Raw genomic sequence first — 14841 nt, 5'->3', positions numbered from 1 at the left:
GTCGCACGTCGACTAACACACCTACTCCATGTAACCGAGGTCACGGAGGCGTTCAGTGACCGTACCGTCCGACGCCGAGTCGTCCATAGACTCGCCGTCCTCGATATCGATCTCGGGGCGATCGTCGCTCTCACGGATGTGCCACGGGATCTTTGTTAGCTCGTCGACGTGAACGCCGATTCGGTGGCTGTAGTACCGGACCGGAAGCGGTGCCGCCCGCTCGCCCAGCATTTCGCCGTGGTCGGCGGTGACGACAAAGCGCCCCTCGACGTTTTCGAGCAACTCCGCTGCCGCCTCCAGCGCGAGATCAGCGTTCTCCGCGTATGCTTCGCGGAATTCCTCGCGAGAGGTGAACTCGTGAAAGACGTCGTTGAGCAGTTCGGAGACAAGCCCCCGACGCTCGTCAGGGCTGGTCCCCATATCGAGTTCACACCCTGTCGGTCCGATAAACGGGGGATGGGGTTGGTTGTAGTGGAAGAGGAGCCGTTTGTTCGGGTACTCTGCCGCGGCCTCGAGACACGCGTTGGTCATTTTTTCCGGGTGAACGGTGTGGAGGTCGTCGTCCCACCGGTCCTGCCAGACGTTCCGGACTGCGTGGAACCCCGTGTTCAACTCGTCGCGGTAGCGGTAGAACTGAGGGTTCGCAGTGACGTAGACGGTGTCATGGAGATCGCGGTCCTGGAAGTTGCCGAAGAGGAACTCGACGGTACCCCCGCCACGGGAAGTGCGCGTCTCCAATCGGCCGGGCAGCTCCGATCGATCGGCGAACGTGTCGTAGCGAAACGAGTCGAGGATGGCCAAGGCATCCCAGTCCTCCTCGAAGATATCCACGCCGTCGGGGTTGTAGTAGCCTCCATGCTTCCGGCGGTTGTAGACCGCGTTGATCTCCATCAATGCTTCGCGCGGGCGGCGTATCCCTCGCCGAATCTCTTCGAGACCGTACATGCGTGAAACGATTCGGGACGTGGGCTTGCCTCTTGTGGTCTACTCCAAGTACCCCAGATCCGCGAGGCGCTCTTCTACGTCCTCGTCGTTCGTCCCGGCCCGCTCCCCTGCTTCGAACGCCGGGTACGCCTCCGGGCCCGGTCCCGAAACGAACGACCGCCCGTCCATGGTCTCGTCGGGAGCGACGTCCATCGACGCCAACACCGTCGGGGTCACGTCGAATATCGTCGCGTCCCGGAGCTCGGCTTCGTCCGCTCCCGTACCGCTCACGGCGACGATTCCGTCGCGCTTGTGGTTGTACGGCTCGGGCTCCCCCCACATCTCCCCGATCAACGATGACAGGGAGTGTTCGAAGTTCCGAGGGACACAGAGGATGTCGACCGCTTCCTCGGCGTAGGGTCCGTGGATGTGCTCCTCCCGTGGGAGGACAGACTCGAACACCGGCTCGCCCTCGGGCGTCTCGACGTCACGGAGCCGCTCCATCAACGCCTCCCGAGCCGTGTCGTACTCCGCGGAAGGGATCTCACCCTCCGGTTCGCGGCCGGCGACGTTCATCCGGATGCCGAGTTCGGACGGCGAACGGAGGTAGGCACGCGAGTTCGCTCGGTCGACACGCTCGCTCGCCGCGAAGACGGCCGACACGGGGACGTGTCGCCCGACGAAGTCGGCCAGCCCGAGCGTTTCGAGGATGGATTTCCCCCGTTGATAGGTCAGCCCGAACTTCGCGGCGAGCGCGCCGGCCCGGGCGAGGGTGGGGTGTTCGGTCTGCTCGTCGCCGACGAGTTTCTGATCTTTCAGTTGGAACCACGACGGGACGGAGTCACCCTCCCGTGTCGTCACGACGTCGCCCGTCCCTTTCAGATAGTCGTTGACCCGGAACTCGTGTCCGTCGTACGGACCCATCCCATGGTCACTGGCAACGATGACGGTCTCGGGGTCGCACTCATCGAGCATCGCTCCGATCTGGTCGTCGACGACCTCGTAGATCGCACGGACCTTCGCCTCGTCGCCCGGGAAGTCGTGGAAGACGGCGTCGGTCTTCTGGAACTGGACGAACCCGAAATCGGGATCGAATCGCTTGTCGAGGTAGCGAAGCGCCTCGCCCCGGGATCGGGTGAGGTCGAGGTAGGACTGGAACTTCGCGTCGTCGGACTGACTCTCGTCGGTCTCGCGTGGCGCGTAGACTCGGTAGCCATCCAACTCCTCACGCACGTCGTCCAGGAGTCCGGCAGGGTGGCACTCCGGGTGTTCCGGGGCGAGGTAGCCCGGGATGAGCGCACCGTCGAACGACCGGGGTGGCGCGGTCACGGGGGCGTTGACGACTGCGCTGGTGTACCCCGCCTCGTCGAGGTACTCCCAGACGGTACGCCGACGGACGTGGCTCGCGTTGACGAGGTCCCACTCGTAGCCGACGAACGAGAGGAAGTCGAAGACGCCGTGTTTCCCCGGGTTCGCCCCGGTGTACAGAGACGGCCACGCGCTCGCGGTCCACGGCGGGATCTGCGACGCGAGCGGACCAGACTTGCCTCGGTCGAATACGGCTTCGAGGTTCGGTAGTGCGCCGTCCTCGAAGAGAGGGTCGAGGACCCGTTCGCAGGCCGCATCGAGACCGATGAGGAGCGTCTGCATATCCCGTTCCAAAAGGCAAAGGGAGATAACCCCTGTGCACTCTCAACGGTATCCCAATTCGCGGAGATTCCGCTTGACGCCCTCACTCACTTCGCTGCTTGCCCGGGTTCCGGGATGAAAGTCGTCACCGAGTGTCTCGCTCAGAAGTTCTCGGAGATTGGTGAGAACAGCCTCGTCGGGGGATTCGACTCGCTCTCCCGACGGGACACGATAGAGGCGTTCCGTTCCATCAGAGCTGCGCTCTAATCGCAGTGAATCGGTTCGGACGCTCTTACGTCCCGCTTCGTACCGGTCTCGAACTGCACGAGAGACGTCCGGCGCGGTTCCTGACTCGTCGCTCGTCGCCTCCTCCGCGAAAACGGCATCCCGAGTCCCGTCGCCGAAGAGTGGTTGGCCCTCGGTTCCAGGGGTATCGATGCCAGTGAGGGTCCCGAGCGTCGGAAGGAGATCCACGAGCGAGACGAGATCGCACCTCGACTCGCCTTCAGGGACGCCCGGGCCTGTGATGATGAGGGGGACGTGGAGTACCTCGTCGTGTAGGAAGTTTCCGTGGTAGAGCGCACCGTGCTCCCCGAAGAACTCACCGTGGTCAGCAGTAGCGACGATGACAGTATCATCGACCTCGTTAGTAGACTCAAGCCAATCCAGAAAGTCTGCAAGGCGATCGTTAAGATAGCGTGCGCAGGCTCGATACCACGCCCGGAGTACGTTCAGTTCGACACTGTTGAGGCCGTCACCATCCGTCTGTCGCATAGCGATGGTAGTCGCGTCGGCACCATCCGCCGCCGGGAACAGTCGATCAGAGCGGACGTCTTCGCAGTCAAGGGTTGGTGTCCGGCCGAAATCTTCCAATACCGGCGGCCACGGCCGGGAAAGGCCCGGCGTCTCCTCTCGGAGGTACGGTTCAGGAACGGAGTACGGCGCGTGGACGGTGGTTAGGTTGGCCATCCCGAACCACGGGGCGTCAGCCTCTCCGAGTAGTGAGCGGAGTTTCTCAAACCGCAATCCGGTGTAGTAGTCGTTACCGCGGAAAACAGTGCGAAGGAAATCTCGCCGTACAGATCTGTCAGTTAACACTTGCTTCGCGTACCCGATCGATGGCCGCTCCGCGATATCCTCATACACCTCGTAGTAATCAGTAAATCCTCGGTCGAGACCGACGGGCGACCCCATCTTCGAGGGGCCCGGCACACCGAGAGTGTCGTATCCGGCGTTTTCGAACAGTTCGGCTACTAGAGGGACACTCTCGGGCATCGAAGGCCAAGCCCCGTTGAAGCCGGTTGTCGACGGATAACGTCCGGAGAAGATCGCCCCGTGGGAAGGAGGTGTCCACGGACCGGCTGCGAAAGCGGATTCGAAATCGGTGCCTCGCTCACGCAGTCGGTCGAGGGTCGGCATCACATCGCTCGCGGCAGTGTCCGCGCGGAGGGAGTCGAATATCAGGAGAAGAACGTTGGGGGACTGACTCATACGGGGTAGTTTGGTGGTGTCCCAGGCTGGTAATTCCATCGCTCTGTGGCGACGCGTCTATATGCGACCCCCGACCATGGGCGGATAATGGACCCCGACGCGGCGCGTGTAGCAATGCTTTACCAAGACCCACACCCGGCCCACAAGGGCTTCGCCGAGGCGGTCGGTGCCGATCTCGTGAACTACCGAGGTCGTGAGCCGGATCGGTTGGGAGATGGGTTGCCGGCGGATGTGGCAAACGGGTTATCGCTCCCGGACTACGACGTGTTCATCGTCGAGGGGTCACGACCGCTCTACACGGCCGTCATCAACCGTCTCGTGAACGGCGGACAGCTCGTCTATCTGTGCGCCGATCACGGCCTCTACGCGCTCGGGGCTGGCGATTTTGAAGGGGACTCTCTAGTCAAGTCACTCATCGGCCGCTTCGGTACCCCCGCGGTACGGGCGGTTGGAAGCCACAGTATCGACGGTGTGATTGCGGTGTCCGAGTTCGCTGCCGAGTTCACACGCCCGGTCGTCGGCGAGGATACGCCAATCGAAATCGCTCATCCGTATATTGAACCGGACCTGTACGACGACTTGGGAGAGATCAACCCGGATATAGGAGGAAAAACAGCTGTAACCGTCGGACGTGCTTCACGATACAAGGGTATCGACCTCCTCGTGGATGCGTGGTCGACGGTTCGTCAGACACACCCGGATGCCGAACTACACGTGATCGGTAGTGGACACGCCGACTCCTACGCGGACACGGATGGGGTGATTCTGGAAGGCTATGTAGAGGATCTGCCCGAAGCATTGGCTCAAGCCTCGTTGTTCGTTCAGCCTTCTCGGATGGATACGTTTCCGGTAAGCGCTCTCGAAGCACTACGTGCCGGTCTCCCAGCGGTAGTGACGACTGGGACGGGAACACGATCGGTCGCACGACGGCTAGACGAACGGCTGGTCACCGAGCCGGATCCCCCATCGCTCGCAGCGACGATATCGTGGTACTTCGGGTGTACGAGTTCGGAGAGACGGGCAATGGGCGATCAGGCACGGAAGATCGGAGAGAGTTTCAACGCTCGAGAACGAAAGGCTGCGTTCCGAGACGCGTTTCGTAGAGTCGTTCGGTCGATCTGAACGCCTATAACTCGTCGAGCAGATCGCGGGAGACCCAGTACGCGTCCCGTCTCGCACGTGCGCTCAGCGAGATGAACAGTACAAAGTACGTAACTGCGCCGACGATCAAGAGAGTCGATAACCGGAGAACGCCACTCGAACCCCCGATCACTCCCGATAGCACTGCTACAAGACTGGCCATTCCGAGTGCCGCGACACTCTGGGCACCGACCTGGTATAGTGCTTGCTTCGGAATCGGGTGGTCAAGACTGGTTACCAGTAAAACAACTGAGCAGCCGAACGAGAGACTAGTGGCTAATGCCAATCCGACGGAGTCGAACGCATTGAGCAACGGAAGAGCGACCAGTCCGTAGACGACGATCAGGAGCATACCACTAATAGCGCCCAGTCGGGGACGACTGGTGCCGAAATAGTAGTTTTCGAGGGGACCACGATAACCATTGAGGAGGTTTGCGACCCCGAGAACGACGATGAGAACGTTTCCGAGGCCGACTGTTCCGACCAGTGGAAGTGTAGTAAATTGAGGCTCGACATCGAAGACGGTCAGTAAAAGCCCATTACCAACGACCGCACCTCCGGCGATGATCGGCACCGAGAACAGACTGGTGTAAGCGAACACCTGTTCAAGCAGTTCACGGGTTGCTTCAGCCATCTCTTCGACGTCCAATCGGGAGAACTCGGGGAACGACACGTCGGATAGAGCAGCCGAGAAGAGCATCGACACCTCCGCGGTAGTGAACGACACTTTGTAGATACCCGCTGCAACAGGTGTACCGGCCAATCCGAGGATGATGTAATCAGCTTGTTTGAATATTTGTGCCGAGAGCGATTTCATGTATGTATATTTAGAGAACCGGAGAAACTCGGTGAACAGCTCCCACGATGGACGAGCGGGTACAACTCGGGCAACAGCTACGTACGCAAGCACTGCAGTCATAGCCTGTCCGAGAACAACCCCCCAAAGAAGTGCAAACACTTCCAGGCCCATACTGTAGAGCGCGAGTTGCGCAACGAGGATCAGTATGTAACGACCGTTCTCCAGTAGACCAGCCAGCGCGACCCGTCCCTGCCCCTCGAGAAACGAGCCGACGAGGCGAAATGCCATCCACGATCCGACGCCGAGCGGTACGAGTATCGCGGCGTCGGCCCCTATCGCTGCGTTGATTCGCTGCTCAAGTACGACGAAGGGAACGGTGGACACGGTGGTCCCGAGGGCGACCAGAATCAGGCCACTGGTGAACTGTCTGGCTTCGTCGTTACCCGCGCTGACGAACTTAGTAATCGTTTGGAACAGCCCGAAACTCACGACAGCCGCCGTGACCATCTGGAAGGAAAGGAAAACCGCGTAAGAACCGATCCCGCCGATGCCGACGAACCGCGTGAAGAGAAGCGTGCTCAGAAAGCCCGACACTGTACCGAGGACGTTCGTAACGAACCGTTTGGAGACCTCGGTTCCGACATTCATTCGATTCGCCTCTGGAAGCGATATCGACTCGTTGTTGCTAAAAACTATGCGAAACGTCTACTCGAAGGGTTTTAGCCCCGGCCCGCGCACACCAGAACCATGACTCTCTACGTCGTCGGACTCGACGGAGCGGAACCCTCTCTCCTCCGACGATGGGCCGACGAGGGCCACCTCCCCTCGTTCGCTCGGCTCTTCGAATCCGGTGTGAGTGGTGGGCTCGAAACCACGCTTCCACCGATCACCTTCCCCGCATGGAAGTGCTACTCGACCGGCAAGAGCCCTGGAAAACTCGGCGTCTACGAGTGGTTCGCCTTCGACGCCGCGGGCCCGTCGATCGAGACGAACGATTCGGCCGACTTCCGGTCGCGGGAGTACTGGGACGTACTTGCCGACACGGGGTACGAGCCGGCGACGGTCAACATGCCGACGACACATCCCCCGAACACCGACGATGGCGTGCTCTGTGTCGCCGGCAGCCCGGCATCCGAACGCGAGACGTTCACCAAACCCGAATCGCTGAAGGACGAACTCCTCGACGTCGTCCCCGACTACCACGTGAAGCCCGAACTCGTCGTCGGCGAAGCGAGCGCCGACGAACTTGTCAGTGAGGCGAAGGAACTGATCGATCAACGGTTCGACACCGCCGAGTGGCTGGCCGAAGAGAAAGGGGCGGATCCGGTCCACTTCACTGTGTTCGTCACCGACACTGTCCAACACCGTGTTTGGGACCGCCCCGAGCGCCTGCGGGAGATGTACGAACGCGTCGACGAACGCCTCGGTACGCTCCTCGACGATCCCGAGGCAACCGTCGTCTGCATGTCCGATCACGGTTTCACCGGTATCGAGACGGGGTTCTACCCGAACCAGTGGCTCGTCGAGCGGGGTGACCTCGTCGTCGGGAGTGACACGACACAGGGCGCGCTCGCACAACTCGGGCTGACTCGGGAGCGGCTGAAGCGCCTGGTCGACAGACTTGGACTTGTGAACGTGGCCCAGGCACTCGTGCCGGAGTCCACACAACAGTTCTTCCCGTCAGAGAGCGGCCGAACCGCGGTGCAGGACGCCCCGATTGACTGGGCCGAGACGAAGGCGATTTCGCTCGGTCGAGGACCAGTCTACCTAAACGACAGGGCGTTCTCCGGCGAGAGCGAGCAGGAGTCCTACCGCAGCGAGCTCCGATCGGCGCTCGAATCGCTCGAAACCCCAAACGGGACGCCCGTAGCGGAAGCCGTCCACGACCCGGAGACGTTCTACTCAGGAAGCTGTCCCCGCGGGCCCGACCTTCTCGTGGAGTACACCGAGGGCGTCGACGCGCCGGAGAGCGTCGGTGGCGACGTATTCGGCAACAATTCGGACTGGCTGGCGACGCACCGACGTATCGGCCTGTTCGCCGCGGCGGGAGAGGGGATCGCGAGCGGCGAAGTGGATCCATCAATCTATGACGTGGCACCGACACTCCTGCACTTGCTCGGTGAGGCGGTCCCGGAAGACGTCGACGGCGAGGTTCGCTTCGACGTGCTCGACGGGGAGGCCGCGGAGCGTACAGTCGAGGTCGGTCCCCCCTCCGCTACGGACGCAGGTGGGGAGCGAGCGGGAGAAGAAGTGGAAGAGACATTGCGGAATCTGGGGTACGTTGAATGAGCATCCTGCAGCGCTTTCCACGGCTGAACAACCTCTGGATGGACGCGAAACACCGGGTCTCGCACCGATTGGTACGGCGGGAGCAGTCCTTCACGCGGGAGTTTTCGGTCGAGGACCCGCGGCCCGTCGTCGTCGTCGTGATCGACAGCCTCCGTGTGGATCACGTGAGCGGCTTCGGTTACGAGCATCCAACGACGCCGACGCTGGACGGGTTCGATGCCGCCGCCTTCCCGAACGCCAAGGCGCCCGCACCGTGGACCTTCCCGTCGGTCCCGTCGCTCCTCTCCGGGCGCTACCCTCACAACCACGGCGGCTGCTTCGACACCGACCCGCGTGACCTCTCCTCGGAACAGTTTCCGAATAAGCCTGCCCCGGAGGTACCGATGCTTCCCGACCTCCTCTCCGCGGCGGGCTACGAGACAGCGATGGTGACCGCGATCCCGATGGCCGAACGGACCGTCGGCGATCGATTCGATACGGTGAGCGTGAAGTACACCGATGCGGAGGAGCGCGTCGAGACGGCGATCGACTGGCTCAACGGGCAGGATCGACCCTTCCTCCACTTACAACTGGGGGACCCGCATGCACCGCTCGATATCCCGGATCGGCACCGAAAAACATTCGACGTTCCCGATGTCGAAGGAATAGAGGACTGGTGTTTCCGAGAGACGACCGACGGTGAGGGATTTGAGGCCTACCGCGACGCGCGTACCCGTGCCTACGACGCTTCGATAAGAGGGGCGGACGATGCGTTGGGGCCCCTATTTGAGGAACTCCACGACGACGCGATTGTGGTCGTCTGTAGCGACCACGGTGAAGCGCTCTGGGACCATCCGGAACTCGAACGAGAACTGAACGACGATCCGCGGGGCTACTACGCGACGGACCACGGACACAGTGTCTTCGGGGAACTGACCGACGTTCCGCTCTGGATTCGCGCACCGGGTGTGAGTGGAAGTACTGAGAACGTCTCCCTTACAGACGTTGTGCCGACAGTTCTCAGTTTGATTGGCGCAAAAGAAGTAGACGAGTTCGACGGGGATGCTATACAGGGAGAAGTAGAGCGGTCTACCCCAATTCTTTGTGAAGAGACCGGCTATGGATACAATCAGCGCGCCGTATGGCTAGAGGGAGAGAAAGGAATCTCTGTCCCTGAAACCGGGGAGGAAGTGAGCTTTGAGACCACATCCGACGAATCCGCTCCACGAGACGGGTTAACTGACACGCTCGAAAAAGCGTTCTCCCGGTTTGTATTCTCTCAAGAGAATGGCGGTGAGAAGATGGAGGTCGACAACGAGACCAAAGATCGTCTTGAAGATTTAGGATATTTGGAATAGACAAGCGTTCACTTTGTGTCCATGCGCGACCTTCTCAAGACAATAGTCTCCGTAGTCGTGTACGGCTAGACCCGACGTACATGTTCGATTACTTGTAACCCAGCGCCTCCAAGTGATCTTCGACCATCTCACTCTCCTCGCCGACGGCGCGTGCGCCGGAACGCATCGCAGCCATCTCCTCTGAGTGTCGATCGAGAGCGGCGCCGAGGTCACTCTCCTCGGCCAACTCCTCGCCCAAGCGATCGTCTTCCACTCTCTCCGCCGGCGTCTCGTGCACGTCGAAGAGGTGCTCACCGTTATCGGCGTGTCTGAGGAGTTTCCAACCGTCCGCCCTCCGTACGTAGCAACGCCCGTAATCCACGTCCCGACCGACATCGCCGAAAGCGACCTCACGTCCCTCTCCGTCGTCGAGTTCGAGCGCCGACTCCCCTTGCCACTCGGGCGGGGCATCGACCTCGACGGCGTCGGTGAGGGTTGGGGCGGTGTCCAGTAGGCGAATCTGTCCGTCGTGTTCGCCAGTATTCCCGGTCCCCTCCAAAACGAACGGAACACGGATCGTTCCTTCCCAGAACTCGGGTGGGTGGCCCCCCTTCCCGTGCTCGCCGAGCAGTTCGCCGTGATCCGCAGTAAACAGCGTCACGGTCTCCTCCCGGACCCCCATATCGGAGAGCGAGTCGAGTAGCGTACGGAACTGCGCGTCGGTGTAGGCACACTCCGCGTCGTAGAGGCCTGTCAAAACGGTCCACTCCTCGTCGGTCATCTCCGACGGGTGGTGGGTAGCCTTCCGGGAGAGCGCCCGGCATTCGGAAACCGAACGTGTGGTATCGAGGAACGCCTCCTGGTAGGCGTCGGGTGCTTCGTAGGGGTGGTGGACATCCATGTAGTGCAGCCAGACGAACCACGGGCCGTCGCGGTCGTCGATCCACTCGATAGCGCGCCGATTCAGCGAGGCGGCGCGTTCGTACTCGCTCTCGTTCCCCGTCGCAGTGGAAAGGAGGCCGTCCACACGGGTGTAGACGGACTCGATCGTCCGGAACAGCGACCCCTCCTTGTCCAAGTTCGACTGGACGAACTGTTTCAGTCGGCCCGCTTCCGTCGATCCGGAAGCGTCGTGGAGCGTGTCGAACCCTCGCCCGAAGTGGTAGTCACCCGAGGCGAAGTGGTTGTCGGTGAAGCCCGCGGTGTCGTACCCCGCCTCGGATAGCTGCTCGGCGAGCGTGACGATTCCGCCCCCCGACTCGGGGATTCCGAGTCCCTCGATGCTGGCGAAGTGTCGGGAAGCGTGGATCGCCGGGAACGACGCCGGCGTCGACGGACCGTTTGCGACAGCGTCGGTGAACGAGACCGTCCCGTCCTCGAAAGCGGCTGTTTCAGGCATTACCCGATCGGTCACCCGATCAGCACGGAGGGAGTCCACTGTGACGAGGAGGACGTTCTGCATAGAGGGGATCCGCGCGATGGGGACTAAACGCTGTTGTAGTTCGCTTCCACGCGACCAGTGACATCGTCCCACGTCGGAAGTTTCGACGAATTCGGGACGATATCGACGACGGTACGAACAGCGTCGACAACTGAAGGCCGATCCTCGGCGGATACACCGATGCAGCCGTCGTGGCTGGCCCAGTCGACTAGCGCCCCTGACTTCCGCACCACACACGGCGTCCCTGCTGCTAACGCCTCAGCAACAGTCATCCCGTACGCCTCGAACTCCGACAACGTCACGTACACGTTCGCGCCCGAGTACAGTTCCGGCAACCGTTCGTCGTCGACATAGCCCAGAAACTCCACTCGATTCTCAACGCCCTCCTCGGAAGCTACTCGCTCCAGTTCCTCTCGATACGGTCCAGAACCCGCCACCAACAGGTCGAACTCTTCCAACTCCGTCATTGCCAGGATCACGTGCTGCACTCCCTTGTACTCCTCCAGCCGGCCGACTGTCAACAGATACGGCCGATCACGGACCTCGGGCTCTGCCGACGCGAACCGCTCCACATCGACGCCATTCGGTATCACTGTCGCGCCGACGACGAAGTCCTCCTGAAGTTGATCCCGTTCCCACTCACTCACCGCGATAACCTCGTCGGCCTGTTCGATCGCCCATTTGCCGAACGGCTGGTACAGCGACAGCAGGCAGTCACGGAATCCGCTCGCGCTTTCGCCGTGATAGTGAGTCGTTACGACGAACCGCTCGTCGGCCACGCCCAGCGCAGCGAAGAAGACCGGCAACGAGTGGTAGTTGTGCGCGTGAACGACGTCCGCGTTACTCCGACGAACCGACGAGACGATCCCTGGTGCAACGTGAAATGCGCCGCCGGGTGAGAACCCCGGATGTCGATGAACTTCGACACCGTTCCGAAGCTCCCATCCCTTGACCTCGGAGCCGAGATCTGCCGTATGGACGACGACCTCGTGACCGCGCTCGACGAGTTGCTCACTGATCTCCTTTACGTGCGTCTCGACGCCACCAGTTCGTGGCGGGTACCGTGGTGTGACCTGCAGGATCTTCATCAGTACATCTCCCGCAGCTCCTCGTCGATCTCCCACGTCCCATCACCCTCTCCACTTAGCAACTTCAGACTCGCCCGGAACAGCGACACCTGCGTGTCGAACAGCGAGTAGGCTGCCTGCAGCGACCCGAGCTTCTCACGTGAGCCAAGCGCCACGAACCCAGCAACCGTCCCTGGAACCAACAGCCCCAGCGGCCCACCAACAGCCAGCCCGCCGAGCGTTGCCAGTCCGATCGACGCCATCACGAGCCACGGCGAGACAATCATGAACCACCAGTTGAACGGAAGTACCGCCCCCCCGTACGCGCCGTACCCGCCAAGCATCTCGCGCTGGCGCCAGAGCAGCCGGATCAGCCCCATCGCGCGCCGATCTTTCTGCTGGCGGCGCTTCCGGAACGTCGAGTGTGCCGCCTCCTTGTACTCGATCTCGGGATCGAACACCACGCGATCACCGCCTTTCCGAATCTTCAGCGCCAACTCCGTGTCGTCGGCGATGGAGTCCTCGTCGATGGGGGCGATCGCGTCGTTCTCGAACGCCGAGAACGGCCCGTGAAAAATGAGCGTCGAGTCGAGATGCGACTCAAGCGTCTGAATGTGTGCCTGCACGTCGCGGTACCCCTCCTCGACCTCGCTCCCGCCGAGCGCCTCGGCGTTCCGTCCCGTGACGGCGCTGACGTCCGGGTCAGCGAGGTTCGCGGCAGCCTCCCGGAGGGCGTCGTCGGCGATCCGGGAGTCGCAGTCGGTCTTGACGACCATCTCGTTCGACGCGGCGGCGTAGGCTTCGTTCAGCGCGACCGCGAGCCCGCGGCGCTCCTCCTCGCGGATGAGCGTCAGTTCGGGCGCCTCTCGATCGGCGAAGTACGACTCCACCAGCTCTGGCGTCTCGTCGTCGCTGGAGTCGACGACAACGATCTCCACCTTCTCTAGGGGGTAGTCGAGCGAGACCAGCTCCTCGATTTTCGCCTCGACGATCCCTTCCTCGTTGTACGTCGGAAGGACGATACTCACGGTCGGCTCCGCGTCGTAATCCTTCTCGGCAGGCGAACCCTCCGGCCCGAGGAGCCAGTACAGCCCCACGTAGGCCAGATAGGGAAACCCGGTCAGCGCGAGGAGGCTACCGAGAGCCTTGACCAAACGTCGCATACCCCACCATGCGACACGAGCGGCAAAAACCTCCCCGGTGTCGTCGCCCCAAGTAGAAGCCTTTTCAGTCCACCCACCACCACACCAGAAACGACATGCCCGACTTCGAGCGCGTCACCGTCCTCCTGCCCACCTACGACGAGGCCGCCACCATCGGCGACTGCGTCGACGGCTTCCGCGCGCAGGGGTTCGACGACGTGCTCGTGATGGACGGTGGCTCCGACGACGACACCCGCGGAATAGCCCGCGAGCACGGCGCCAGAGTCGAGATCCAGTCAGCCTCCGGCAAGGGACAAGCCATCCGGGAGGCCGTCCGCGAACACATCGACCGCGAGTACGTCCTGATGGCCGACGGTGACGGCACGTACAAGCCCGAAGACGCCGACCGCATGCTCGCCCCGCTCGACGAGGGGTACGAGCACGTCATCGGCGACCGCTTCGCCGACATGGAGGACGGCGCAATGACCCGACTGAACAAGGTCGGCAACAAGCTCACCAACCGACTGTTCAGTCTCATCCATGGCGAGAGCTTCGACGACATCCTCAGCGGCTACCGGGCGTTCAGCCGCGACTCCTTCGGCCGCTTGCGGCTCTCGGCGGACGGGTTCGGCATCGAGACCGAGATGGCCGTCGAGTGCGCGATGCAGGGGATCCCCACCGCGGTCGTCCCGATCACGTATCTCGAACGTCCCGCGGGCTCGAACACGAACCTCCACCCGATCCGGGACGGCGGGATCATCTTCCTCGAACTGTTCCGGCGGGCGAAGACGAGCAATCCGCTGTTCTACTTCGGCAGCGTCGGCGTCGCCTCCGGGCTCGCGGGTACCGTGATCGCCGCCTTCGTCGCGATCGAGTGGTTCGTCTACGGCGTCCCCCACCAGATCTGGGCGCTCGCCGGCGCTGCCGGCATCCTGCTCGGCGTTCAGCTGCTGATGTTCGGCGTGCTCTCGGACCTGATCCTCACCCTCCACCGTGAACAGCTCGACCGGATCGACTCCATCGCCGATGAGGAGTGACGCACTCGACGGCGCGAACGGGCTTTCAGAACGCCACCCGCAGCCGGCGCGCTTTTCCCCGCCCGCGCCCGACCGAGGCGTAATGGCCGACTACACCACCGTCTCGATCCCCACCGAACTCGCCGAGCGCGTCGACGAGACGATCGAGGGGACGAGCTTCTCCAGCACGAGCGACCTCGTTCGCTTCCTGCTGCGCAGCATCGTCATCAAACACCAGGAGCGCGGGGAGCTCACGGAGGCGGAGTTCGAGGAGATCGCCCAGCAGCTCGAGGATCTGGGCTATCTCGAATGAAAGGTCGCGGACCGTGGCGGAGCTGAACCCAATCATGTCCCGTGGTTTTCCGGTCTCGTAGATTTATCAGACCCTAATATCAAACCCGGGAATATCTATCCACAAGTATAGTGACGGAGTGGCATAGAGTGTAATGTCCGAACTCAAGTCGTTCCTGGCCGACAACCCGAAGATGATGGGCGTCCTGTTCACGATGATGCTGTTCCTCTCGCAGGCAGGCAGTGCCGTCGCTGGCAATGCGAACCCCGTTGCCGGGCCCTGAGTAATTGATTCG

The 14841-nt window shown here is 62.0% G+C and carries 13 protein-coding genes; 6 read left to right on the top strand and 7 right to left on the bottom strand.

What is annotated here, in order from left to right:
- Window positions 1–21: 21 nt before the first annotated feature.
- From ACQUSM_RS06910 to ACQUSM_RS06900, 3 genes are read right to left on the bottom strand one after another with little or no spacing between them, the layout of a single operon-like run.
- Window positions 22–945, bottom strand: a complete 924-nt coding sequence (locus tag ACQUSM_RS06910) for a hypothetical protein (RefSeq protein ID WP_435117075.1) — start codon at window positions 943–945, stop codon at window positions 22–24.
- Between the two features lie 39 nt (window positions 946–984).
- Complete coding sequence (locus tag ACQUSM_RS06905) at window positions 985–2574, bottom strand: alkaline phosphatase family protein (protein ID WP_435117073.1); 1590 nt, start codon at window positions 2572–2574, stop codon at window positions 985–987.
- A 42-nt stretch (window positions 2575–2616) separates the two neighbouring features.
- Window positions 2617–4044: a sulfatase gene (locus ACQUSM_RS06900; RefSeq protein ID WP_435117071.1), complete on the bottom strand. Its 1428-nt coding sequence runs from the start codon at window positions 4042–4044 to the stop codon at window positions 2617–2619.
- A gap of 87 nt (window positions 4045–4131) precedes the next feature.
- Between ACQUSM_RS06900 and ACQUSM_RS06895 the strand changes: the two genes are divergently transcribed.
- Window positions 4132–5166 carry a glycosyltransferase family 4 protein gene (locus ACQUSM_RS06895; protein ID WP_435117069.1) on the top strand — a complete coding sequence of 345 codons (1035 nt, stop codon included), beginning with the start codon at window positions 4132–4134 and terminating at the stop codon, window positions 5164–5166.
- Between the two features lie 4 nt (window positions 5167–5170).
- Here the strand turns inward: ACQUSM_RS06895 and ACQUSM_RS06890 are convergent, their stop codons facing one another.
- Window positions 5171–6631 (bottom strand): oligosaccharide flippase family protein, encoded by a 1461-nt coding sequence (locus ACQUSM_RS06890; protein WP_435117067.1) that lies wholly within the window; start codon window positions 6629–6631, stop codon window positions 5171–5173.
- Window positions 6632–6730: 99 nt separating this feature from the next.
- Here ACQUSM_RS06890 and ACQUSM_RS06885 point away from each other — a divergent pair, with 99 nt between their 5' ends.
- Both ACQUSM_RS06885 and ACQUSM_RS06880 read left to right on the top strand, forming a co-directional pair.
- Window positions 6731–8272, top strand: a complete 1542-nt coding sequence (locus ACQUSM_RS06885) for an alkaline phosphatase family protein (protein WP_435117065.1) — start codon at window positions 6731–6733, stop codon at window positions 8270–8272.
- On the top strand, window positions 8269–9609 hold the full coding sequence (locus tag ACQUSM_RS06880) for a sulfatase (protein WP_435117063.1): 1341 nt from the start codon (window positions 8269–8271) through the stop codon (window positions 9607–9609). The genes ACQUSM_RS06885 and ACQUSM_RS06880 overlap by 4 nt, the downstream gene beginning before the upstream one ends.
- A gap of 88 nt (window positions 9610–9697) precedes the next feature.
- On the opposite strand, the gene ACQUSM_RS06875 is transcribed toward ACQUSM_RS06880, so the two are convergent.
- The 3 genes from ACQUSM_RS06875 to ACQUSM_RS06865 are packed head-to-tail and all read right to left on the bottom strand — an operon-like array spanning window position 9698 to window position 13259.
- Complete coding sequence (locus ACQUSM_RS06875) at window positions 9698–11050, bottom strand: sulfatase-like hydrolase/transferase (protein ID WP_435117061.1); 1353 nt, start codon at window positions 11048–11050, stop codon at window positions 9698–9700.
- Between the two features lie 23 nt (window positions 11051–11073).
- Window positions 11074–12117, bottom strand: coding sequence for a glycosyltransferase family 4 protein (locus ACQUSM_RS06870; RefSeq protein ID WP_435117059.1), 1044 nt, complete (start codon window positions 12115–12117; stop codon window positions 11074–11076).
- Window positions 12117–13259, bottom strand: a complete 1143-nt coding sequence (locus tag ACQUSM_RS06865; protein ID WP_435117057.1) for a glycosyltransferase — start codon at window positions 13257–13259, stop codon at window positions 12117–12119. Before ACQUSM_RS06865 ends, ACQUSM_RS06870 begins: the two co-directional genes overlap by 1 nt.
- Window positions 13260–13354: 95 nt before the next feature.
- Here ACQUSM_RS06865 and aglJ point away from each other — a divergent pair, with 95 nt between their 5' ends.
- The 3 genes from aglJ to ACQUSM_RS06850 all read left to right on the top strand — a co-directional run bounded on the left by aglJ (window position 13355) and on the right by ACQUSM_RS06850 (window position 14829).
- The gene (gene aglJ / locus ACQUSM_RS06860) at window positions 13355–14275 is read left to right on the top strand and encodes an S-layer glycoprotein N-glycosyltransferase AglJ (RefSeq protein WP_435117055.1); all 921 of its coding nucleotides are present in this window, start codon (window positions 13355–13357) and stop codon (window positions 14273–14275) included.
- 82 nt (window positions 14276–14357) lie between these two features.
- Window positions 14358–14567 (top strand): ribbon-helix-helix domain-containing protein, encoded by a 210-nt coding sequence (locus tag ACQUSM_RS06855; RefSeq protein ID WP_435117053.1) that lies wholly within the window; start codon window positions 14358–14360, stop codon window positions 14565–14567.
- 133 nt (window positions 14568–14700) lie between these two features.
- The gene (locus ACQUSM_RS06850; RefSeq protein ID WP_435117051.1) at window positions 14701–14829 is read left to right on the top strand and encodes a DUF7503 family protein; all 129 of its coding nucleotides are present in this window, start codon (window positions 14701–14703) and stop codon (window positions 14827–14829) included.
- Window positions 14830–14841: the final 12 nt, after the last annotated feature.

Source organism: Halolamina sp. C58 (assembly GCF_051195095.1).
Classification (GTDB): Archaea; Halobacteriota; Halobacteria; order Halobacteriales; family Haloferacaceae; genus Halolamina.
Note: the sequence above shows the minus strand (reverse complement) of the source record. Positions and strands in the feature narration are given on the sequence as shown.

Excerpts from the sequence above, each read along its gene's own strand:
- ACQUSM_RS06910 (WP_435117075.1), bottom strand. The coding sequence starts at position 945 with ATGTACGGTCTCGAAGAGATTCGGCGAGGGATACGCCGCCCGCGCGAA.
- ACQUSM_RS06905 (WP_435117073.1), bottom strand. The coding sequence starts at position 2,574 with ATGCAGACGCTCCTCATCGGTCTCGATGCGGCCTGCGAACGGGTCCTC.
- ACQUSM_RS06900 (WP_435117071.1), bottom strand. The coding sequence starts at position 4,044 with ATGAGTCAGTCCCCCAACGTTCTTCTCCTGATATTCGACTCCCTCCGC.
- ACQUSM_RS06895 (WP_435117069.1), top strand. The coding sequence starts at position 4,132 with ATGGACCCCGACGCGGCGCGTGTAGCAATGCTTTACCAAGACCCACAC.
- ACQUSM_RS06890 (WP_435117067.1), bottom strand. The coding sequence starts at position 6,631 with ATGAATGTCGGAACCGAGGTCTCCAAACGGTTCGTTACGAACGTCCTC.
- ACQUSM_RS06885 (WP_435117065.1), top strand. The coding sequence starts at position 6,731 with ATGACTCTCTACGTCGTCGGACTCGACGGAGCGGAACCCTCTCTCCTC.
- ACQUSM_RS06880 (WP_435117063.1), top strand. The coding sequence starts at position 8,269 with ATGAGCATCCTGCAGCGCTTTCCACGGCTGAACAACCTCTGGATGGAC.
- ACQUSM_RS06875 (WP_435117061.1), bottom strand. The coding sequence starts at position 11,050 with ATGCAGAACGTCCTCCTCGTCACAGTGGACTCCCTCCGTGCTGATCGG.
- ACQUSM_RS06870 (WP_435117059.1), bottom strand. The coding sequence starts at position 12,117 with ATGAAGATCCTGCAGGTCACACCACGGTACCCGCCACGAACTGGTGGC.
- ACQUSM_RS06865 (WP_435117057.1), bottom strand. The coding sequence starts at position 13,259 with ATGCGACGTTTGGTCAAGGCTCTCGGTAGCCTCCTCGCGCTGACCGGG.
- aglJ (WP_435117055.1), top strand. The coding sequence starts at position 13,355 with ATGCCCGACTTCGAGCGCGTCACCGTCCTCCTGCCCACCTACGACGAG.
- ACQUSM_RS06855 (WP_435117053.1), top strand. The coding sequence starts at position 14,358 with ATGGCCGACTACACCACCGTCTCGATCCCCACCGAACTCGCCGAGCGC.
- ACQUSM_RS06850 (WP_435117051.1), top strand. The coding sequence starts at position 14,701 with ATGTCCGAACTCAAGTCGTTCCTGGCCGACAACCCGAAGATGATGGGC.